The 19,514-nt window shown below is 72.4% G+C and carries 19 protein-coding genes; 14 read left to right on the top strand and 5 right to left on the bottom strand.

Features of this window, described 5'->3' with window-relative positions:
• Nucleotides 1-28 precede the first annotated feature (28 nt).
• Nucleotides 29-1,750, bottom strand: coding sequence for a 2-isopropylmalate synthase (leuA, locus tag WN71_RS27445; RefSeq protein ID WP_046581807.1), 1,722 nt, complete (start codon nucleotides 1,748-1,750; stop codon nucleotides 29-31).
• A gap of 339 nt (nucleotides 1,751-2,089) precedes the next feature.
• Between leuA and WN71_RS27440 the strand changes: the two genes are divergently transcribed.
• The 4 genes from WN71_RS27440 (at nucleotide 2,090) to WN71_RS27425 (ending at nucleotide 6,124) form a co-directional block, all read left to right on the top strand.
• A complete protein-coding gene (locus WN71_RS27440) occupies nucleotides 2,090-3,160 on the top strand; it encodes a M4 family metallopeptidase (RefSeq protein ID WP_046581806.1) in 1,071 nt (356 codons plus the stop codon).
• 53 nt (nucleotides 3,161-3,213) lie between these two features.
• A complete protein-coding gene (locus WN71_RS27435) occupies nucleotides 3,214-3,480 on the top strand; it encodes a protealysin inhibitor emfourin (protein WP_046581801.1) in 267 nt (88 codons plus the stop codon).
• 77 nt (nucleotides 3,481-3,557) lie between these two features.
• Nucleotides 3,558-4,871 (top strand): GH1 family beta-glucosidase, encoded by a 1,314-nt coding sequence (locus tag WN71_RS27430; protein WP_046581799.1) that lies wholly within the window; start codon nucleotides 3,558-3,560, stop codon nucleotides 4,869-4,871.
• Nucleotides 4,868-6,124, top strand: a complete 1,257-nt coding sequence (locus WN71_RS27425) for an MFS transporter (protein WP_046581798.1) — start codon at nucleotides 4,868-4,870, stop codon at nucleotides 6,122-6,124. The genes WN71_RS27430 and WN71_RS27425 overlap by 4 nt, the downstream gene beginning before the upstream one ends.
• 31 nt (nucleotides 6,125-6,155) lie before the next feature.
• Here the strand turns inward: WN71_RS27425 and WN71_RS27420 are convergent, their stop codons facing one another.
• A complete protein-coding gene (locus WN71_RS27420; RefSeq protein WP_046581796.1) occupies nucleotides 6,156-7,013 on the bottom strand; it encodes an NAD-dependent epimerase/dehydratase family protein in 858 nt (285 codons plus the stop codon).
• A 143-nt stretch (nucleotides 7,014-7,156) separates the two neighbouring features.
• On the opposite strand from WN71_RS27420, the gene WN71_RS27415 reads away from it, so the two are divergent.
• The 5 genes from WN71_RS27415 (at nucleotide 7,157) to WN71_RS27395 (ending at nucleotide 11,404) form a co-directional block, all read left to right on the top strand.
• The gene (locus WN71_RS27415; protein ID WP_046581794.1) at nucleotides 7,157-8,005 is read left to right on the top strand and encodes a helix-turn-helix transcriptional regulator; all 849 of its coding nucleotides are present in this window, start codon (nucleotides 7,157-7,159) and stop codon (nucleotides 8,003-8,005) included.
• Between the two features lie 142 nt (nucleotides 8,006-8,147).
• On the top strand, nucleotides 8,148-9,218 hold the full coding sequence (locus WN71_RS27410; protein ID WP_046581792.1) for a PhoH family protein: 1,071 nt from the start codon (nucleotides 8,148-8,150) through the stop codon (nucleotides 9,216-9,218).
• A 14-nt stretch (nucleotides 9,219-9,232) separates the two neighbouring features.
• Entirely contained in the window at nucleotides 9,233-9,730 is a 498-nt protein-coding gene (gene ybeY, locus WN71_RS27405) for an rRNA maturation RNase YbeY (protein ID WP_046581790.1), read from the top strand.
• Nucleotides 9,727-11,040 carry a hemolysin family protein gene (locus WN71_RS27400; protein ID WP_046581788.1) on the top strand — a complete coding sequence of 438 codons (1,314 nt, stop codon included), beginning with the start codon at nucleotides 9,727-9,729 and terminating at the stop codon, nucleotides 11,038-11,040. Before ybeY ends, WN71_RS27400 begins: the two co-directional genes overlap by 4 nt.
• A 4-nt stretch (nucleotides 11,041-11,044) precedes the next feature.
• Nucleotides 11,045-11,404: an MmcQ/YjbR family DNA-binding protein gene (locus WN71_RS27395; protein ID WP_046581785.1), complete on the top strand. Its 360-nt coding sequence runs from the start codon at nucleotides 11,045-11,047 to the stop codon at nucleotides 11,402-11,404.
• Between the two features lie 58 nt (nucleotides 11,405-11,462).
• Here WN71_RS27395 and WN71_RS27390 read toward each other — a convergent pair whose 3' ends face one another.
• The gene (locus WN71_RS27390; protein ID WP_079178150.1) at nucleotides 11,463-12,965 is read right to left on the bottom strand and encodes an MFS transporter; all 1,503 of its coding nucleotides are present in this window, start codon (nucleotides 12,963-12,965) and stop codon (nucleotides 11,463-11,465) included.
• A gap of 99 nt (nucleotides 12,966-13,064) precedes the next feature.
• Between WN71_RS27390 and WN71_RS27385 the strand changes: the two genes are divergently transcribed.
• From WN71_RS27385 to WN71_RS27365, 5 genes are all read left to right on the top strand, one after another.
• On the top strand, nucleotides 13,065-13,940 hold the full coding sequence (locus tag WN71_RS27385) for a helix-turn-helix transcriptional regulator (protein ID WP_079178149.1): 876 nt from the start codon (nucleotides 13,065-13,067) through the stop codon (nucleotides 13,938-13,940).
• A 76-nt stretch (nucleotides 13,941-14,016) separates the two neighbouring features.
• Nucleotides 14,017-14,370: a hypothetical protein gene (locus WN71_RS27380; protein WP_046581784.1), complete on the top strand. Its 354-nt coding sequence runs from the start codon at nucleotides 14,017-14,019 to the stop codon at nucleotides 14,368-14,370.
• 259 nt (nucleotides 14,371-14,629) lie between these two features.
• Nucleotides 14,630-15,106 (top strand): hypothetical protein, encoded by a 477-nt coding sequence (locus tag WN71_RS27375; RefSeq protein ID WP_046581782.1) that lies wholly within the window; start codon nucleotides 14,630-14,632, stop codon nucleotides 15,104-15,106.
• A 158-nt stretch (nucleotides 15,107-15,264) separates the two neighbouring features.
• Entirely contained in the window at nucleotides 15,265-16,593 is a 1,329-nt protein-coding gene (locus WN71_RS27370; RefSeq protein WP_046581780.1) for a WxL domain-containing protein, read from the top strand.
• A 216-nt stretch (nucleotides 16,594-16,809) separates the two neighbouring features.
• Nucleotides 16,810-17,853 (top strand): WxL protein peptidoglycan domain-containing protein, encoded by a 1,044-nt coding sequence (locus WN71_RS27365; protein WP_046581778.1) that lies wholly within the window; start codon nucleotides 16,810-16,812, stop codon nucleotides 17,851-17,853.
• On the opposite strand, the gene WN71_RS27360 is transcribed toward WN71_RS27365, so the two are convergent.
• Nucleotides 17,747-18,085: a P-II family nitrogen regulator gene (locus WN71_RS27360; protein ID WP_046581777.1), complete on the bottom strand. Its 339-nt coding sequence runs from the start codon at nucleotides 18,083-18,085 to the stop codon at nucleotides 17,747-17,749. The two genes, WN71_RS27365 and WN71_RS27360, sit on opposite strands and share 107 nt — an antisense overlap.
• Nucleotides 18,082-19,398 (bottom strand): ammonium transporter, encoded by a 1,317-nt coding sequence (locus WN71_RS27355; protein WP_046581830.1) that lies wholly within the window; start codon nucleotides 19,396-19,398, stop codon nucleotides 18,082-18,084. Before WN71_RS27355 ends, WN71_RS27360 begins: the two co-directional genes overlap by 4 nt.
• Between the last annotated feature and the right edge of the window lie 116 nt (nucleotides 19,399-19,514).

Raw genomic sequence — 19,514 nt, 5'->3', positions numbered from 1 at the left:
GGCCGGGGAACAGCCGGTCGAGGAGGGGTCAGCGGGCGGCGCGGTTGACCGCGGAGACGACCGCCTTCAGCGAGGCACGCGTGGTGTTCGCGTCGATGCCGATGCCCCACAGGACCTTGTCGCCGATCGCGCACTCGATGTAGGAGGCGGCCTGCGCGGAGGCGCCCTCGCTCATCGTGTGCTCCTGGTAGTCCAGCAGCCGTACGTCGATGCCGATGGACTCCAGGGCGTCGAAGAAGGCCGAGATCGGACCGTTGCCGGAGCCGGACAGGACGGTGTCCTCGCCGTCGACGGTGGCCTCGACGGTCAGGGTGTCCACGCCGTCGGTGTCGGTGGTCGACTGGCCGGTGCGGACCTGGATGCGGCCCCAGGCGTTGTCCGGGTTCGGCAGGTACTCGTCCTGGAAGACGGCCCAGATGTCGCCCGGCGTGACCTCGCCGCCCTCGGCGTCGGTCTTGGCCTGGATCAGCTTGGAGAACTCGATCTGCATCCGGCGGGGCAGGTCCAGCTTGTGGTCGTTCTTCAGGACGTAGGCGATACCGCCCTTGCCGGACTGCGAGTTGACGCGGATGACGGCCTCGTAGGAGCGGCCGACGTCCTTGGGGTCGATCGGCAGGTACGGCACCGCCCACTCGATGTCGTCGACGGTGACGCCCTTGGCCTTCGCCTCGGCCTCCATCGCGTCGAAGCCCTTCTTGATGGCGTCCTGGTGGGAGCCGGAGAAGGACGTGTAGACCAGGTCGCCCACGTACGGGTGGCGCGGGTGGACCTCCATCTGGTTGCAGTACTCCCACGTACGACGGATCTCGTCGATGTCGGAGAAGTCGATCTGCGGGTCGACGCCCTGGGAGAACAGGTTCATCCCCAGGGTGACCAGGTCGACGTTGCCGGTGCGCTCGCCCTGCCCGAACAGGCAGCCCTCGACGCGGTCGGCGCCCGCCATCAGGGCCAGCTCGGCGGCGGCGACGGCGGTGCCGCGGTCGTTGTGCGGGTGGATCGACAGGCACACGTACTCACGGCGGGACAGGTTGCGACCCATCCACTCGAACCGGTCGGCGTGCGTGGAGGGGGTCGAACGCTCCACGGTGGCGGGCAGGTTGAGGATGATCTCGCGGCCCGGACCGGGCTGCCAGACGTCCATGACCGCCTCGCAGACCTCCAGCGCGAAGTCCAGCTCGGTGTCGGTGAAGATCTCCGGGCTGTACTGGTAGCCGAACTCGGTCTCGGGGCCCAGCAGTTTCTCGGCGTACTCGGCGACCAGGCGGGTGCCGTCGACGGCGATCTGCTTGATGTCGTCCTTGGAGCCGCGGAAGACCACCCGGCGGAAGACCGGCGCGGTGGCGTTGTACAGGTGCACGGTGGCACGCCGGGCGCCCTTCAGGGACTCCACGGTCCGCTCGATCAGGTCCTCACGGGCCTGGGTCAGTACGGAGATCGTGACGTCGTCCGGGATCGCGCCCTCTTCCTCGATGATGGAGCGCACGAAGTCGAAGTCGGTCTGGCCGGAGGCCGGGAAGCCGACCTCGATCTCCTTGTAGCCCATCTTGACCAGCTGGTCGAACATCCGGCGCTTGCGCTCGGGCGACATCGGGTCGATCAGCGACTGGTTGCCGTCGCGCAGATCGGTGGAGAGCCAGCGCGGGGCGGCGGTGATCCGCTGGGCGGGCCAGGTGCGGTCCGGGATGTCGACCTGGTCGTACTGACCGTACTTGTGGATCGGCATGGAGGTGGGCTGCTGGCGGTTGGCCATGATCGCGTGGGCTCCTCTGGGTGTCCGGATGTCCGAATGGACGGCCGACGACGCAACGCCAGAGCTCCGCGGGGAGGGGGTCGGCCTCGACTACAGACCCTCGCCGCGGCAGCTAAGAAGAAGCAGCCCGAAACGCATGATGCCGTGCAGCCTAGCCCAGCCGCGCCGGGCGCGCGGGCCTGTATCAGTATGCGGGACGGGCCACGCGGAAGGGGAAAAATGGGGCGAAAGGTGTTCCATACCACTCCGCGCTACCGAGCTGTGCCGAATGTCCGGCTTTTTCACCAATCATGGTTGCGGGTAGTGACAGCCGCGCAGCACGGTGCCAAGGTGCCCGGCATGACGACCAACGGGGGCTTCGAGCCCGTCTTCTGCACGATCGTCCCGCCCCACGTCCTCGACAAGCTGGCCCGGCACGACGACCCGGAGCTGTCCGGGCCCGCCCGCGCGTCCCTGGAGCACGACGCCTACCAGCGCACCCGCCGCCGGCTGACCACCGTGCTCGGCGCGCCCGCCGTCGCGACGCCCGAGGGCGCGCCCGCCGCCCAGCCGCACCGCACGATCTACGACGCCCACCACAAGGAGGACCTGCCCGGCCGCAAGGTCCGCGCCGAGGGGGCCGCGCCGGGCAAGGACGCCACCGTCAACCGCGCCTACGCGGGCCTCGGGGCCACCTTCGAGCTGTACCTCCAGGCGTACGGCCGCGACTCCATCGACGGCCAGGGCCTGCCGCTGGACGCCAGCGTGCACTACGGCGAGAACTACGACAACGCGTTCTGGAACGGCGAGCAGATGGTGTTCGGCGACGGCGACGCCGAGGTCTTCCTCGACTTCACCATCCCGCTGGACGTCATCGGCCACGAACTGACCCACGGCGTCACCCAGTACACCGCCAACCTCACCTACTTCGGCCAGTCCGGCGCGCTCAACGAGTCGCTCTCCGACGTCTTCGGCTCGCTCATCAAGCAGCACGCGCTCGGCCAGACCGCCGCCGAGGCGGACTGGCTGATCGGCGCCGGACTGCTCGCCGAGCGCATCCACGGCATCGCCCTGCGCTCCATGAAGGAGCCCGGCACCGCCTACGACGACGAGGCGCTCGGCAAGGACCCGCAGCCCGCCACCATGGACGGCTACGTGCAGACCGGCCAGGACAACGGCGGCGTCCACATCAACTCCGGGATCCCCAACCACGCCTTCTACCTGACGGCGAGCGCGCTCGGCGGCCACGCCTGGGAGCGGGCCGGGCAGATCTGGTACGACGTGCTCACCGGCGGCGAGTTGAAGCAGGACGCCCTCTTCGCCGACTTCGCCACGCTCACCGGCCGTGCCGCCAAGGCCCGTTACGGCGAGGGCGAGGAACTGACCGCTGTACTGAAGGCGTGGGAGCAGGTCGGGGTGCGCACGACGTAGTCGCGGACCTCATCGGGGTGCGCGCCACCGGGTTCCGTACTACACAGGAACCCATGCGGATTTCGGTGAGGCGTACGGGAGGCTTCGCGGGCATCGAGCGGCACGCCGAGGTGGACACCTCGGACCGCCCCGACGCCCACGCATGGCAGGCCCTGGCCGAGCGGGCGGTCGCCGCCGGCCGGGGCACTCCGCCGGAGGGGGTGCCGGACGGCTTCAGCTACCGGATCACGGTCGACGGCCGGACGGTGTATGCGGCCGACCCCCGGCTCACGGAGGACCAGCGCACGCTGATCTCCCGGGTGCTGAAGGAAGGCGCGTGAGCCGCCCCCGCAAGCACTGAGAGCCCGTTGCCGCCGGGGCGTTGACTTCCGTTACCCCGGGTACGGATGATCCGCGCATGGCGACTGATGCAGGCAACGCGCTCCCCCGCTTCCCGGCCGGATTCCAGTGGGGCGTGTCCACCTCGGCCCACCAGATCGAGGGCGCGGCGGACGAGCGGGAGCGGTCCGTGTGGGACGACTTCACGGACGCGCCGGGACGGGTCAAGGACGGTTCCACGGCGGCGGTGGCCTGCGACCACTACCACCGCTACCGCGAGGACGTGGCGCTGCTGGCCGGCCTCGGCGTGGACGCGTACCGCTTCTCGATCTCCTGGCCCCGGGTGAACTCCCTGGGCGGTCTCGACTTCTACGACCGGCTGGTCGACGAGCTGGCCGCGGCGGGCGTACGGCCCGTGCCCACCCTCTTCCACTGGGACCTGCCGTCCGGCCTGGACTGGCTCGAGCGGGACACCGCGGCCCGGTTCGCCGACCATGTCGCCGTCGTCGCCGAGCGCCTCGGCGACCGCGTCACCAAGTGGATCACGCTCAACGAGCCCGCCGAGCACACCCTGCTGGGCCACGCCCTCGGCGCCCACGCGCCCGGCCGGAAGCTGCTGTTCGACGCGCTGCCGGTCGCCCACCACCAACTGCTCGCCCACGGGCTCGCGGTGCGGGCGCTGCGCGCGGCCGGGGCCGCGGACGTCGGCGTCGCCAACTCGCACGGCCCGACCTGGCCCGCCTCCCCGGACCAGCCGGACGTGGAGGCCGCCGACTTCTACGACCTGCTGCTCAACCGGCTGTTCGCCGACCCGCTGCTCCTCGGGCGGTACCCGGACGGGATCGCCCCGCTGATGCCCGGCGACGTCGAGGCGGACCTCAAAGTGATCGCCGAACCCCTCGACTTCTACGGCGTGAACTACTACGCGCCCACCCGGGTCGGCGCACCGCAGGGCAGCGAGATCGAGTTCGGCGGGCTCACCCTCCCCGCCGAACTGCCCTTCTCCGTCAGGGACATCGAGGGCGTCCCGGTCACCGACTTCGGCTGGCCGATCGTGCCGGAGGGGCTGACCGAGCTGCTCACCGGCCTGCGCGAGCGCTACGGCGACCGGCTGCCGCCGATCGTGATCACCGAGAACGGCTGCTCCTTCGAGGGGACCGACGACCAGGACCGGATCGCCTACCTGGACGGCCACCTCCGCGCCCTGCACCGGGCGGTGGAGGCGGGCGTGGACGTCCGCGGCTATTTCGTGTGGTCGCTGATGGACAACTTCGAGTGGGCGGAGGGGTACGCGCGCCGCTTCGGCCTGGTGCACGTCGACTTCGCGACCCTCGAGCGCACCCCGAAGGCGTCGTACCGCTGGTACCGGGACGCGCTCAGGGCGCAGAGATGACCGCGACCGAGCGGCCGCCCGGCGCCCTCGCGGAGCCGGTGGAGCGGGTCGGGCGGGGCTGGACCGCCTCGCTCTCGCTCGCCAACGGGGCGATCTGGGTGGGCTGGTACGGCCCGCTCCAGATCCTGCTGGCCTCCCAGGCCAAGGACTTCGCGCCCGGCTCCGGCATGTCCAAGGAGACGCTGCTGGCCTGGGTGACCGGCGCCGGCGCGCTGGTCTCGCTGCTCGCCAACCCGCTGTTCGGGGCGCTGTCGGACCGCACGGTCTCGCGCCGGGGCCGCCGTACGCCGTGGATCGTGGCCGGGACCGCGGGCGGCGCGCTGTCGCTGCTGCTGCTCGCGGGCGCGAGCGGCCCGGTGACGATGGCCGCGGGCTGGTGCCTGGTGCAGCTGACGCTGAACGCGGCGTTCGCGGCGGTGACGGCGGCGGTCCCGGACCGGGTGCCGCGCCTGCAGCGCGGGTCGGTGGGCGGCTGGCTGGGCGCGGCGCAGATCCTCGGGGTGGTGGCCGGCACCGGCCTCGCCACCGTCGCGGGCGGGATCACCGCCGGGTACGTGGCCTGCGCGGTGTTCACGGTCGCCGGGGTGGCGCCGTACGTCCTGCGCCACCCGGATCTGCGGCTGGCCCGCGAGGACCGGCCGCCGTGGGCCTGGCGGGCCTTCCTGGCCGGGTTCCGGCTCAGCCCGCGCCGGTACCCGGATCTCGGCTGGGCCTGGCTGACCCGCTTCCTGATCAACCTGAGCAACTCCCTGGTGCTGCTGTACCTCCTGTACTACCTGCGCGACCGCATCCACTACGGCGACCCCGACCAGGGCGTGCTGGTGCTGACCGCGGTCAACGGGCTGACCCTGATGGCGACCGTGGTGGTCGGCGGGGTCGCCTCCGACCGGGTGGGGCGGCGCAAGCCCTTCGTGCTGTGGTCGGGCGTGGTGATGGCGGTGGCGACGGCCCTGCTCGCGCTCTGGCAGACCTGGCCCGGCGCGATCGTCGCCGCGGCCGTCCTCGGGGTGGGGTTCGGGGTGTTCACCTCGGTGGACTTCGCGCTGATGACGGACGTCCTGCCCAAGGCGCTCGACCGGGGCAAGGACCTCGGCGTGATCAACGTGGCCAACGCGCTGCCCCAGGTCGCCGCGCCCGTCCTCGCCGCGCCGATCGTGACCCACCTGGGCGGCTACCGGGTGCTGTACCTGGCCGCCGCGGTGATCGGGCTCGCGGGGGCGCTGCTGGTGCGGCGGATCAGGGGGGTGGACTGAGCCGCGGTCCGGTGACCCGGCCGCCGCGGGCTCACAGCGCGCCCGCGTCCCGGGCCGACCACACGCTCGGGAAGTGCGGGCGCCAGCCCAGTTCGCGGCGGATGCGCTCGGTGGAGAGGATGCCGTACCAGGGGTCGGGGTCGGTGTTGGCGGACAGCTCGGCCGGCACCTCGACGCCGCACAGGGCGTACAGCTCGACCGTGGTCACGGGCGCGTCGTCGCCGACGTTGTAGATCCGGCCCGCGATGCCCGGCGCGTGCAGCAGCCGGAGCAGGGCCTGGGCGACGTCCACGTGGTGGGCCATCTGGAGCCGCTGCGCCGGGGCCCACTTCGGCGCCCAGTTCAGGGCCGCCGCGAGGTGCGGGTCGCCCTCGCCGTAGACGAACGGCAGCCGCGCGACGCGCACGTCCACACCGTCCAGCGCGAGCAGCGCCCGCTCCGCCGCCAGCTTCGACTCGGGGTAGGCGCCCCACATCTGCGCGCCCTCGGGACGGCTCTCGTCGTCCTCGGTCATCGGGCGGCCCCGCCCGCTGCCGTAGATCACGGCGGTGCTGACCTGCACGAAACGCGCCACCCCGGCGCCCTGCGCGGCCCGGCCCAGCTCGATCGCCGCGTCCCGGTTCACCGCCCACGCCTCCTCGTCCGGCACCCCGCGGAAGGAGGCGGCGACGTTGACCACCGCGTCGGCGCCCGCGACCGCCTTGCCGAGCGCCTCCGGGTCGCGCAGGTCGCCCACGGCGATCTCCGCGCCGAGCCGCGCGAAGGGCTCGGCCCGCGCCGCGTCCCGCACCAGGACCCGCACCCGTTCCCCGGGCCGGGTCTGCGCCAGCAGCCGCGGCACGAAGCGCCGCCCCACCTGTCCCGTCGTGCCCGTCACCAGTGTCAGCATCGCGCTCTCCTCGGTCCGTGCCCGGCGGCCGCTCCGCCCGGTGCCACCAGCCTCGGCCGGGGCGGGCCCGGCCGGGAGAGACCTCTCGATCAGGGGACCGGCACTCCCTGGATAAGCCGGGCCCGGTGGCGCAGCCTGGAGGGGTGGACCGACCCGAACTCGCCGACTTCCTGCGCGTGCACCGCGCCCGCCTCGACCCCGCCGACGTGGGCCTCGGCCCCGGGGCCCGGCGCCGTACCCCAGGGCTGCGCCGGGAGGAGGTGGCCGCCGTCGCCGGGATGTCCGTGGACTACTACACGCGCCTGGAGCAGGCCCGTGGCCCGCACCCCTCGCGGCAGATGCTGACCGCGCTGGCGCGGGCGCTGCGCATGACCGGCGACGAGCGCGACCACCTCTTCCATCTGGCGGGCGAGCAGCCGCCGCGGCAGCGGGCGGCGTCCCGGCACGTCTCCCCCGGGCTGCTGCTGATCCTGGACCGGCTGCACGACGCGCCCGCCCAGGTGCTCACCGACTGCGGGGAGGTGCTGGCGCAGAACGCGCTGTCGCGGGCGCTGGGCGGCGACGCGCTGTCCCGGCCGCCCCGGGAGCGCAACATGATCCGCCGGTTCTTCCTGGACCCGGCCGGGCGGACCCTGCTGGTGCCGGAGGACTTCGACGAGCACGCCCGCTCCCATGTGGCGAACCTGCGCGCGGTGGCCGCCTCCCGGCCCGCGGACCCCGAGCCCACGGCGCTGGTGGCGGAGCTGCGGGCGGGCAGCGAGGAGTTCGCACGGCTGTGGGCGGAGCACGAGGTGGCCGTGCGCCGGGCCGCGGTCAAGCGGTTCCGGCACCCGGTGGTGGGCCTGCTGGAGCTGGACTGCGAGGTCCTCGTCAACGACGAGCACCACCAGATGCTGGTCGTGCACACCGCGCGCCCGGGGACGGCGTCGTACGAGCGGCTGGAGCTGCTGCGCGTGGTGGGGCTCCAGGACCTGTCGGCGCGCACGGGCTGAGCGGGTCCCCCGGGCCGCGGGGGACCCGTGGAAAAGCCCTACGGGGTTGTCGGTGGCCCGGCGTACCCTGGAAACCGCCAGGCCGCCCATGTGGCGGGCGTGTCGTATCGAGGAGGACGAGCAAGGCCTCAAGCGCCGGCCCATGACTCAGACACCCACAGCTCAGACCCCCGCGCAGGGGCAGGCGAGTGCGCGGTTCGCGGTTCCCGCCCGGCATCCGATGGTCGCCGTGCTGGGATCCGGCGACTCCCTCCTGCGTGTGATCGAGAAGGCCTTCCCGGCGGCCGACATCCACGTCCGGGGCAATGAGATCAGCGCGGTCGGCGATCCGGCGGAAGTAGCCCTCGTCCAGCGCCTGTTCGACGAGATGATGCTGGTGCTCCGCACCGGACAGCCGATGACGGAGGACGCAGTGGAACGCTCGATCGCCATGCTGAGGGCGAGCGGGAACGGGACGAGCGACGGCCGGGAGACCCCGGCCGAGGTGCTCACGCAGAACATCCTGTCCTCGCGCGGCCGCACGATCCGCCCCAAGACGCTCAACCAGAAGCGCTACGTGGACGCGATCGACCACCACACGATCGTCTTCGGCATCGGCCCCGCGGGCACCGGCAAGACCTACCTCGCCATGGCCAAGGCGGTGCAGGCCCTGCAGTCCAAGCAGGTCAACCGCATCATCCTGACCCGCCCCGCGGTGGAGGCCGGCGAGCGCCTCGGCTTCCTGCCCGGCACGCTGTACGAGAAGATCGACCCCTACCTGCGCCCGCTGTACGACGCGCTGCACGACATGCTCGACCCGGACTCGATCCCGAAGCTGATGGCCTCGGGCACGATCGAGGTGGCGCCGCTGGCGTACATGCGCGGCCGCACGCTGAACGACGCCTTCATCATCCTGGACGAGGCGCAGAACACCTCGCCCGAGCAGATGAAGATGTTCCTCACCCGGCTCGGCTTCGACTCGAAGATCGTGATCACCGGTGACGTGACGCAGGTCGACCTGCCCAACGGCACCAAGTCCGGTCTGCGCCAGGTCCAGGACATCCTGGAGGGCGTCGAGGACGTCCATTTCTCCCGCCTGTCGTCCCAGGACGTCGTACGGCACAAGCTGGTGGGCCGTATCGTCGACGCGTACGAGAAGTACGACAGCAGTCACGGCACGGAGAACGGCACCCACCCGGGCGGCCGGGGCAAGGCCGGGCACAAGGGGAAGTAGACAAGCACACCGTCATGTCGATCGACGTCAACAACGAGTCCGGAACCGAGGTCGACGAGCAGGCGATCCTCGACATCGCCCGCTACGCGCTGACGCGGATGCGCATCCACCCGCTCTCCGAGCTCTCGGTGATCGTCGTGGACTCCGACGCCATGGAGCAGCTGCACATCCAGTGGATGGACCTGCCGGGGCCCACGGACGTCATGTCGTTCCCGATGGACGAGCTGCGCCCGCCGTCCAAGGACGACGACGAGCCCCCGCAGGGCCTGCTCGGCGACATCGTGCTCTGCCCCGAGGTCGCCACCCGGCAGGGCAAGGAGGCGCCGACGCAGCACTCCATGGACGAGGAGCTGCAGCTGCTCACCGTGCACGGCGTGCTGCACCTGCTGGGCTACGACCACGAGGAGCCCGACGAGAAGGCCGAGATGTTCGGCCTCCAGGCGGCGATCGTGGACGGCTGGCGCGCGGAGAAGGGCCTGACCGGCCCGTCCCCCGCGCCGACCGTGTCATGAGTCCCGGGCTGGTCCTCGGCGCGGTCCTGCTGGTCGTCGTGGCGTGGCTCGCCGCCTGCGCGGAGGCGGGCCTCGCCCGCGTCTCCAGCTTCCGCGCCGAGGAGGCGGTCAAGGCCGGCCGCCGCGGCAGCGCGAAGCTGGCCCAGGTGGCGGCCGACCCGACGCGCTATCTGAACGTGGCCCTGCTGGTGCGGGTGGCGTGCGAGATGGCCGCGGCGGCACTCGTCACCTACGCCTGCCTGAACGAGATCGACACCACCTGGCAGGCGCTGCTCGCCGCGATCGGCACGATGGTGCTGGTGTCGTACGTCGCCGTCGGGGTCTCCCCGCGCACCATCGGCCGCCAGCACCCGCTGAACACCGCGACGGCGGCGGCCTACGTGCTGCTGCCGCTCGCGCGGATCATGGGCCCGATCCCGCCGCTGCTGATCCTCATCGGCAACGCGCTCACCCCCGGCAAGGGCTTCCGCCGCGGCCCGTTCGCCTCCGAGGCGGAGCTGCGGGCGCTGGTGGACCTGGCCGAGAAGGAGTCGCTGATCGAGGACGAGGAGCGCCGCATGGTGCACTCGGTCTTCGAGCTGGGCGACACCCTGGTCCGGGAGGTGATGGTGCCGCGCACCGACCTGGTGGTGATCGAGCGGTTCAAGACCATCCGCCAGGCCCTGACCCTCGCGCTGCGCTCCGGGTTCTCCCGCATACCGGTCACCGGGGAGAACGAGGACGACATCGTCGGGATCGTCTATCTGAAGGACCTGGCCCGCAAGACCCACATCAGCCGCGACGCCGAGTCGGAGCTGGTCTCGACGGCGATGCGCCCCGCGGTCTTCGTGCCGGACACCAAGAACGCGGGCGATCTGCTGCGCGAGATGCAGAAGGACCGCAACCACGTCGCCGTCGTCATCGACGAGTACGGCGGCACCGCGGGCATCGTCACCATCGAGGACATCCTCGAGGAGATCGTCGGGGAGATCACCGACGAGTACGACCGCGAACTGCCCCCGGTGGAGGAGCTGGGCGGCGACCGGTACCGGGTGACGGCCCGCCTCGACATCACCGACCTCGGCGAGCTGTACGGCCTGGAGGAGTACGACGACGAGGACGTGGAGACGGTCGGCGGACTGCTGGCCAAGGCGCTGGGCCGGGTGCCCATCGCCGCCGCCTCCGCGGTCGTCGACCTGCCGGACGGCCGCGCGCTGCGGCTGACCGCCGAGTCCGCGGCCGGCCGCCGGAACAAGATCGTGACGGTGCTGGTGGAACCGGTCGGCCCGGCCGCGGCCGCCGGTTCCGGCCCCTCGGAGCGGGACGGGTGACCGGATGACGCCGAAGCAACTGCGCGCCCTGTGCCTGTCGTTCAACGCGAGCGTGGAGGACTTCCCGTTCAACCCGGAGACCTCCGTGTTCAAGGTGCTCGGCAAGCTGTTCGCGCTGACCGCCCTGGACGCCCGGCCGTTGACGGTGAACCTGAAGTGCGACCCGGAGGACGCGATCCGGCTGCGCGCCGACCACCCGGGCCTGATCGTCCCCGGCTACCACATGAACAAGCGGCACTGGAACACGGTGACGGTCGACGGCGAGCTCCCGGACCGGCTGGTCCGGGAGCTCGTGGAGGACTCGTACGACCTCGTCGTGGCGGGGCTGCCGCGGGCCGAGCGGCTGCGGCTCGACCGGCCCTGAGTCGCGGGGGCCGTCAGACGCGGGGCCGTCAGACGCGGGGCCGTCAGACGCGGGGCCGTCAGGCGCGGCGGCCGGTGCGCAGGCCGAGGGCGACCAGGGCCGCCGCGGCCAGCACGATCGCCGCGTCCAGGGCCATCACGGTGTGCACGCCGGTCAGCAGGTCGCCCGAGGTGGTGGCGAGGACGCCGAGCAGCGGGATGCCGATCGTGATGCCGACCTGCTGGGTGGAGGTGACCAGGCCGGTGGCCAGGCCCTGCTCCTCGTCCGGGACGCCGGAGGTCACGATGAGGCCGTAGGAGATGATCGCGCCGAGGTGGCACATGCTGGCCAGGGAGACCGCGGCGGTGGCCAGCCAGACCGACCCGCCGTGCGCGTCCAGCCCCAGCAGGGCGGCGATCAGGGCGCCCTGGCCGGTGAGCGAGCCGACCAGGGTGCGGCGGGCGCCGAACCGGCCGATGACCTTCGGGGCGCGCACCCCGGCGACCGCCGAGAGCACGCCCTGCACGCCGAAGACCAGGCCGGTCTCGAAGGCCGACAGGTGCAGGGTCTGCTGGAGGTAGAGGGTCAGCACGAAGACGACCGTCGACATCATCGAGAAGGTGACCAGCCCGCCGAGGTTGCCCCACGCGACCGTGCGGCGGCGCAGCATCGGCAGGGAGACCAGCGGGGCGGCGGCGCGGGACTCGACGGTCACGAACGCGGCCAGCAGCAGGACGCCCGCGGTCAGCCCGGCGACGACGTCCGCGCCGCCGAAGCCGCGGTCGGCGGCGGTCGACAGGGCGTAGATCAGGCTGAGCAGGCCGGCGGTGACGGTGACGGCGCCGGGGATGTCGAGGCGGGGCCGGTCGGGGGTGCGGGACTCCGGCAGCAGTCCCGGCGCGAGCGGCAGGACGACCAGGACGAACAGGGTCAGCAGGGCCATCGTGGAGCGCCAGCCGAACGCGTCGGTGAGGACGCCGCCCGCCACCATGCCGACGGTGAAGCCGAGCGAGAGCAGGGTGCCCGAGATGCCGAGGGCGCGGTCGCGGGCCGGTCCCTCCGCGAAGGTGGTGGTCAGCAGGGACATGCCGGTCGGGACGATCGCCGCCGCGCCGAGCCCCTGGAGCGCCCGGCCCGCGAGGAAGGACGCGGGGTCCCAGGCGAGCGTGGCCAGCAGGGAGGCGGCGCCGAAGAGGGCGAGCCCGGTCAAGAACAGCCTGCGGCGGCCGAACAGGTCGCCGACACGGCCGAACAGCAGCAGGAAGCCGCCGGAGGGCAGCGCGAACGCGGTGACCGCCCACTGGAGGGTGGAGTCGGTCATGCCGAGGTCGGAACCGAGCGCCGGCAGGGCGACGTTCAGGACGGAGAAGTCGAGCGCCACCATGAACTGGGCGGCGCACAGGACGAACAGGACGAGCCGGTCGCGCGTCGAGAGCCGGGGGGCGCCGGACGGGGCGCCGATCGCGTCCGCGGTGGTGGGGGCGGTGGTGGTGCGGGCGGTCGTGGTGCCGTGGGCCGTGGTGCCCGCGGTGGTCGTGCCCTCGGTGGTGGTGTCGTCGTCGGTGGTGGTGTCGGTCGCCATGGAACGAGCTTCGGGCGCGCGGAATACCGCTGGGGAGTCGGAACTTATGGTGGTGGTGGCACCACCAGACGCGCGGACAGGACCTAGGGGGAGCGGTACGTGGCGGAGGATCCGGCCAAGAGCCGTCGGCTGCGCGAACTGCGCGAGTTCCTGATGAGCAGGCGGGCCCGGGTGACACCGGCCGAGGCGGGGCTGCCGGACGGCGGCGCGCGGCGCCGTACGCCGGGGCTGCGGCGCGAGGAGGTCGCGGTGCTCGCCGGAGTGGGCGCCTCCTGGTACCAGTGGCTGGAGCAGGGCCGGGACATCTCGGTCTCACCGCAGGTGCTCGACGCGGTGGCCCGGGTGCTCCGGCTCAGCGACGCCGAGCGGCGGCACCTGTACCTGCTCGCCGGGCTGAACCCGCCCGCGCCCGAAGTGGCCCCGGAGAAGCGCGACATGTGCGAGGGGCTCCGGCGGCTGATCGACACCTGGATGCCGTATCCGGCGCACATCATGGACGCGTACTACAACTGCGTGATGTACAACGACGCGGCCGCGGTGGTGCTCGGGATGCGGCCGGACATCACGCAGAACTGCCTGGTGGACTTCTTCACGGACCCGCTGTACCGGTCCCGTTCGAAGAGCTGGGAGCGCAACGCCCGTACGGTCGTGGCCCAGTTCAGGGCGGCTTCCTCGGCCCGCCCCCAGGACGGCGGGTATCAGGCGCTGCTGGACGAACTGACCGGGGCCAGCCCGGAGTTCGCGCGACTGTGGGCGGAGCGGGACATCGAGGACGCGGGGCAGATCCGCAAGGAGCTGGACCATCCGCTGGTCGGGCTGCTGTGCGTGGAGTCGACGGCGATGAAGGTGCCGGCCCGGCCGGATCTGACGATCGTGCTGCACACCCCGCTGGACGAGGCGAACACCGCGGCGAAGCTGGAGTGGCTCGCCTCCCCGGAGGGCAGGCGCGGGGCGATGTACCCGGTGGCGGGGTGAGCGGGCGCCGTACGGCGGTGGCGGGTGGGCGGGCCCGGTCCGCCGGGCGGGTCCCGGGGCTTCGTATGCTCAGGTCATGACCGACAGCAACGCGCTCGACGCCGAGGACCTCAAGATCGTCACCCTGGCCCGTTCGGCCCGGGCCCGCAACGCCGTGCCGGAGGGGGCCGCCGTACGGGACGAGACCGGGCGCACGTATGTCGCCGGGACCGTCGGCCTCGCCTCCCTGAAGCTCAGCGCCCTGCGGACCGCGGTGGCGATGGCGGTGGCGTCCGGGGCGGAGTCCCTGGAGGCGGCGGCCGTGGTCACGGCGGCGGAGGGCCCTTCGGCGGAGGACCTCGCGGCCGTGCGCGACCTCGGCGGCGCGGGCACGCCGGTGCACGTGGCCGGTCCGGACGGCGTGGTCCGGGCGACGCTCCCGGCCGTCTGAGACACGTCCGGCCGGGGCCCGGTCCGCCGCCGCGGCGCGTCCGCGCACGGCCCGTCCGGGCTCGGCCGGGGCTCTGCCGGGGCTCGGCCGGATTTCACTCTTGTCGGGGACACGCCCATCGCGCATCAATGGGAAAGCGATTTCCGACGGGTCGTCAGATCCGTCGTAGCCCTCAGTGTGTCCGCACCCACCTGACGGTGAGTACCTCCCGTCCATCCCCACATGGCATCCCCATACATCGGGAAGGGAGTCGGATCCCATGAGAGGCAAGCGATTGTTCACCGGTGCGGCACTCACGGTCGGGACCCTCGCGGTCACCGGCCTGGCGTTCGCACCCACGGCCGCCGCCGTCACGCCGACGACCGCGACGACCACCGCGAGCTGCGGCATCTTCGGCGGTGGCGCGGCCACGCTCACCGCGACGCAGAGCGGCACCTCGGCCACCATCACGCTCACGTCCACCGCGATCACCGCGCCGCTCGCGCTGTCCGCGAACTCCATCACGTCCACGCTCACCATGGCCAAGTCCGGGGGCGGCTCCGTCGCCTTCAGCGGCAAGGTGAACCCGGCGATGGCCACCGGCGACCCCGTCACCGTCGGCCCGCTCCCCGGCACCGTGGCCTCCGGCGACAGCCTGGACTTCTACGGCGGTTCGCTCAAGATGGTGATCTTCGGCATCACCGTCACCTGTACGACGTCCTCGGCCCAGTCGCCCGGTCCGTTCGTGTTCGACTGACCGGCCCCGCGCCGAGCGATCCGTTCCGGATGCCGCAGAAACTGATGAGCCGTCAGCTTTCTGCGGCATCTCCATTGACTTCTCACCCTGCCTGCACATCAATGGCCCCCTGTCGGCGCAGAAGAGCCGCTGCGCCCGCATCCCTCAGGAGGGGGCCCATGGCTTGGACACTCCGAAGATCCCGCGGCCGGCACTGGGCGACGCTGCTCGGCGCGACCGCGCTCGCGGTCACCGCGGGCGGCGCGCTGGCCTGCCCGGCGGGTGCCGCGAGCGCGAACGTGGACTTCGCCACGCACTGCATCCCGCCCGCGGTCGCCGGGATCCCGCCGATCGACGGCACCACCACCGCGAACATCTCGGTGGACAACGAGACGCCCAAGGTCGGCGACACCGTCACCGTGACCTACACGGTGGTCACCCCGGCCGCCAACAACCCCACCAGCCTGGCCCTGCCGGCCGACATCATGACGCCCACCGGCAAGGTCACGCTCGGCGGCGCCCAGACCGGTGACGTCACGGTCACCGGCCCCAAGAAGAACGACCCGGTCCCGGGCAACGGCGTCTTCCCGTCGTTCTCCATGACCGGCACGTTCACCGTCACCAGCCCCGGCACGATCACCCTCTCGCCGGGCGACTACAACATCCACACCAGCTACATCCTGGAGCTGGACACCCCCTGCACGGTGACGAACCCGCCCGCCCCGGTGTCGGAGTCGGTCACCGCGTCGCCGGTGAGCCAGCCCAACACCCGTGCGATCAGCCTGAGTTCGGCCTCCGGTGCGCCGGGTGCCGCGGTCTCCGTCACCGGCAGCGACTTCACGCCGGGCGCCAGCGTCACGCTGGCCGGGCGGTCCGGTGACAACCAGACGGCGGACACGGCCACCGTGACCGCCGACTCCTCGGGCGCCTTCAGCGGCTCGCTGGTCGTCAACGACAAGACGACGAGCGGGATCGTGGCGTACGAGGGCAGCGCGTGGAGCTCCGACAAGGGCGCGGGCCCCGCCGCGTACGCCGTCATCGACGACACTCCCGTGCCGGCCGGCAGCCAGAAGCTGACGACCACCGTCAAGGCGGGCACGCTGTCGATGTCGCAGGCCGGGGACGCGGTCGCGCTGTCGTCGGTGGACTTCGGCAAGGGGGGTGCCTCCACGGGCGCCCTGCAGACCGTCACCGTGCAGGACTTCCGCGGCGGGCCCGCGGGCTGGTCCCTGACCGGCAAGGTCACCGACTTCACCGGGACCGGTGCCTCGATCGGGGCCGGGAAGCTGAGCTGGACCCCCGCGTGCGTGACCAAGGCGGGCAGCCCCAGCACCTGCAAGGCCGGTTCCGCGGGCTCGGTCGGCGCGTCGGGGGCGACCCTGGCGTCGGCGCCCGACGCCACGACCACCGGTGGTGAGTTCACCGTCGACGCCGGACTCTCGCTCGACGTCCCGGCGTTCACGCCTCCCGGCTCGTACTCGGCCGTGCTGACGCTGACGCTCACCTGATCGTCGTACCGGAAGCATCACTCCGCACCACCCGGCACTCCGCACCACCCGGCACGCCGTACCACTCAGCGCGTCGTATCGCTCAGCACGCCGTACCGCTCAGCACGCCGTACAGAGAGATCCGTACCGCCTCAGGCGGCCGGGCGACCGTTCCGTACGGTCCGCACCCGCCCGTCCGCCCCGGACAATTCCAGCCTTCCGTGGGGGTCCGCACCCATGCGCAAGCCGTCCGCCCTCCTGCTCCTTCCCGGCCTCCTCCTCGGTCTGCTCGGCTGCCTGGCCCTCGGTGTCACGGCCGCGGCCCCGGCGGCCGCCGCGGACAACGGGAGCTGGTCCGTCTACCCCGTCTCCTCGGCCGTCTCCGCGCGGCCCTACTTCTATCTCTCCGCCGATCCCGGGCAGACCGTGCGGGACCAGGTGGTCGTCGCCAACAAGACGGGCAAGCCGCTCACCTTCCGGCTCTACGCGGCCGACGCCTACAACACCGCCCGGGACGGCGGGTTCGCGGTGCGCTCGGCCGGCGAGCGGATGCGCGGGGTCGGCGCGTGGGCCCGGCCCGCGAAGTCGACGGTGACCGTGCCCGGCCACAAGAAGGTGACCGTGCCGTTCACGCTCCATGTGCCGAGCGACGCCGAGCCCGGCGACCACCCCGGCGCGATCGTCGCGCTGGACGAGCGGGTGGACCGGGGCGACGGCTCCCTCGCGCTGGGCGTCCAGCGGGCCGTCGGCGCCCGCGTCTACCTCAAGGTCGGCGGGCCGACGCTGCCCGCGATCTCCGTCGAGAACGTGACGGTCAGCCACCACCAGCCGCTGGTGCCGGGCCTCGGCGACAGCACGGCGGTGATCTCCTACACGCTGCACAACACCGGCAACGTCACCCTCGACCCGAAGGTGGAACTCAAGGCGCACGGGCTCTTCGGCCGGACGCTGCTCACCCGGGACCTGAAACGCGTCCCCTCGGAGCTGCTGCCCGGCCAGCGGGTGCGGCTGAGCGAGACCTGGCGCGGCGCGCCCCAGTTCGACCTCGGGCACGTCACGCTGACGGCGAGCGCGAAGGGCACCCGCGAGTCGGCGGGCGCCGGGTTCCTCGCGCTGCCCTGGCTGGTGGTCGCGGTGGTCTTCGCGGCCGGGGTGGCGACCGGGGCGCTGCTGGTCAGAGCGCGTCGGGGCCGCGCTCGCCGGTCCGTACCCGTACGACCGTCTCGACGGGCACGGCCCACACCTTCCCGTCCCCGATCTTCCCCGTCTGCGCGGCTGTGACCACCGCGTCGATCACGGCGTCGGCGTCCGCGTCCGCGACGACGACCTCGATGCGCACCTTGGGCACGAGGTCGACGCGGTACTCGGCGCCGCGGTAGACCTCGGTGTGGCCGCGCTGCCGGCCGTAGCCGCTGGCCTCGGTGACGGTCAGGCCCTGCACGCCGAGCTCCTGGAGCGCGGTCTTGACCTCGTCGAGGCGGTGCGGCTTGACGATCGCGGTGATGAGCTTCATGCCTGGGACCTGGTCTTCCGGGCGGTGGGCAGGGCGGAGTGGGAGTGGGAGACCGGGGCGCCATGGCCCAGGACCCCGTGATCGTAAGCCGTCTCGGCGTGCACCGTAAGGTCCAGGCCGGTGTGCTCGTGGTCCTCCGCCGCCCGCAGCCCCATGGCCTTGTCGAGCGCCTTGCCGATGCCGTACGTCGCCCCGAAGGCGTAGCCGCCGACCACCACGACCGCGACCAGCTGCCGGCCGAGCTGGGCGAGCCCGCCGCCGTAGAGGAGGCCGTCGACGCCGCCGGTCATGCCGGCCGTCGCGAACAGGCCGATGAGCAGCGTGCCGATGATCCCGCCGACCAGGTGCACGCCGACGACGTCCAGGGAGTCGTCGTAGTTCAGGCGGAACTTCCAGCTCACGGCGTACGAGCAGACGCCGCCGGCGGCGAGCCCCACGACCAGGGCGCCGAGCAGGGAGACCTCGCCGCAGGACGGGGTGATGGCGACCAGGCCCGCGACCGCGCCGGAGGCGGCGCCGAGGGTGGTGGGGTGGCCGTCGCGGCGCTGTTCGACGAAGAGCCAGCCGAGCAGGCCGGTGCAGCCCGCGGCCATCGTGTTGAGGAAGGCCGCCGCGGCGAGACCGTTCGCGCCGAGCGCCGAGCCCGCGTTGAAGCCGAACCAGCCGAACCACAGCAGACCGGCGCCGAGCATCACCATGGGCAGGTTGTGCGGGCGCATGGCGTCCTTCTTGAACCCCAGGCGGGGGCCGAGGACCAGGCAGAGCGCGAGCCCGGAGGCGCCGGAGGCGATCTCGACGGGCAGGCCGCCCGCGAAGTCGAGGGCGCCGAGCCGCTCGCGGATCCAGCCGCCCGGACCCCACACCCAGTGGGCGACGGGAACGTATACCAGCAGCGCCCACACCGGCACGAACACCAGCCATCCGGTGAACCGGGTGCGGTCCGCGACGGCGCCGCTGATCAGGGCCGCCGTGATGATCGCGAAGGTGAGCTGGAAGGTCGCGAACAGCAGGGTGGGCACGGTGCCGTGCACGCTGTGCGGGCCGATGCCCGCCATCCCGGCGTGCCCGAGGCCGCCGATCAGGCCGCCGCCGACGTCGTCGCCGAACGCCAGCGAGTAGCCGGCCGCGAGCCACACCACGGTCACCAGGGCGATCGACACGAAACTCATCATCAGCATGTTGAGCACGCTCTTGGCACGGACCATGCCGGCGTAGAACAGAGCGAGGCCCGGGGTCATCAGCAGCACCAGGGCGGTGGCGGCGAGCAGCCAGGCGGTGTCGCCCGTGTCCACGTGGGCGGCGGCGAGGGTCACGGTCACTCCAGCGGTGTGGGGGCTCGTGGGGCTCGTCAGAGGTTCACGGGTTCGCGTTTCCTGTTGCGCACGGGTGTGTTTCCGCGACGTTTCGTTGCGCGAGGGTTACCGGATTC

The organism is Streptomyces mangrovisoli, from assembly GCF_000974985.2.
Taxonomy (GTDB): Bacteria; Actinomycetota; Actinomycetes; order Streptomycetales; family Streptomycetaceae; genus Streptomyces; species Streptomyces mangrovisoli.
This window is presented reverse-complemented; position numbering and strand designations above follow the sequence as displayed.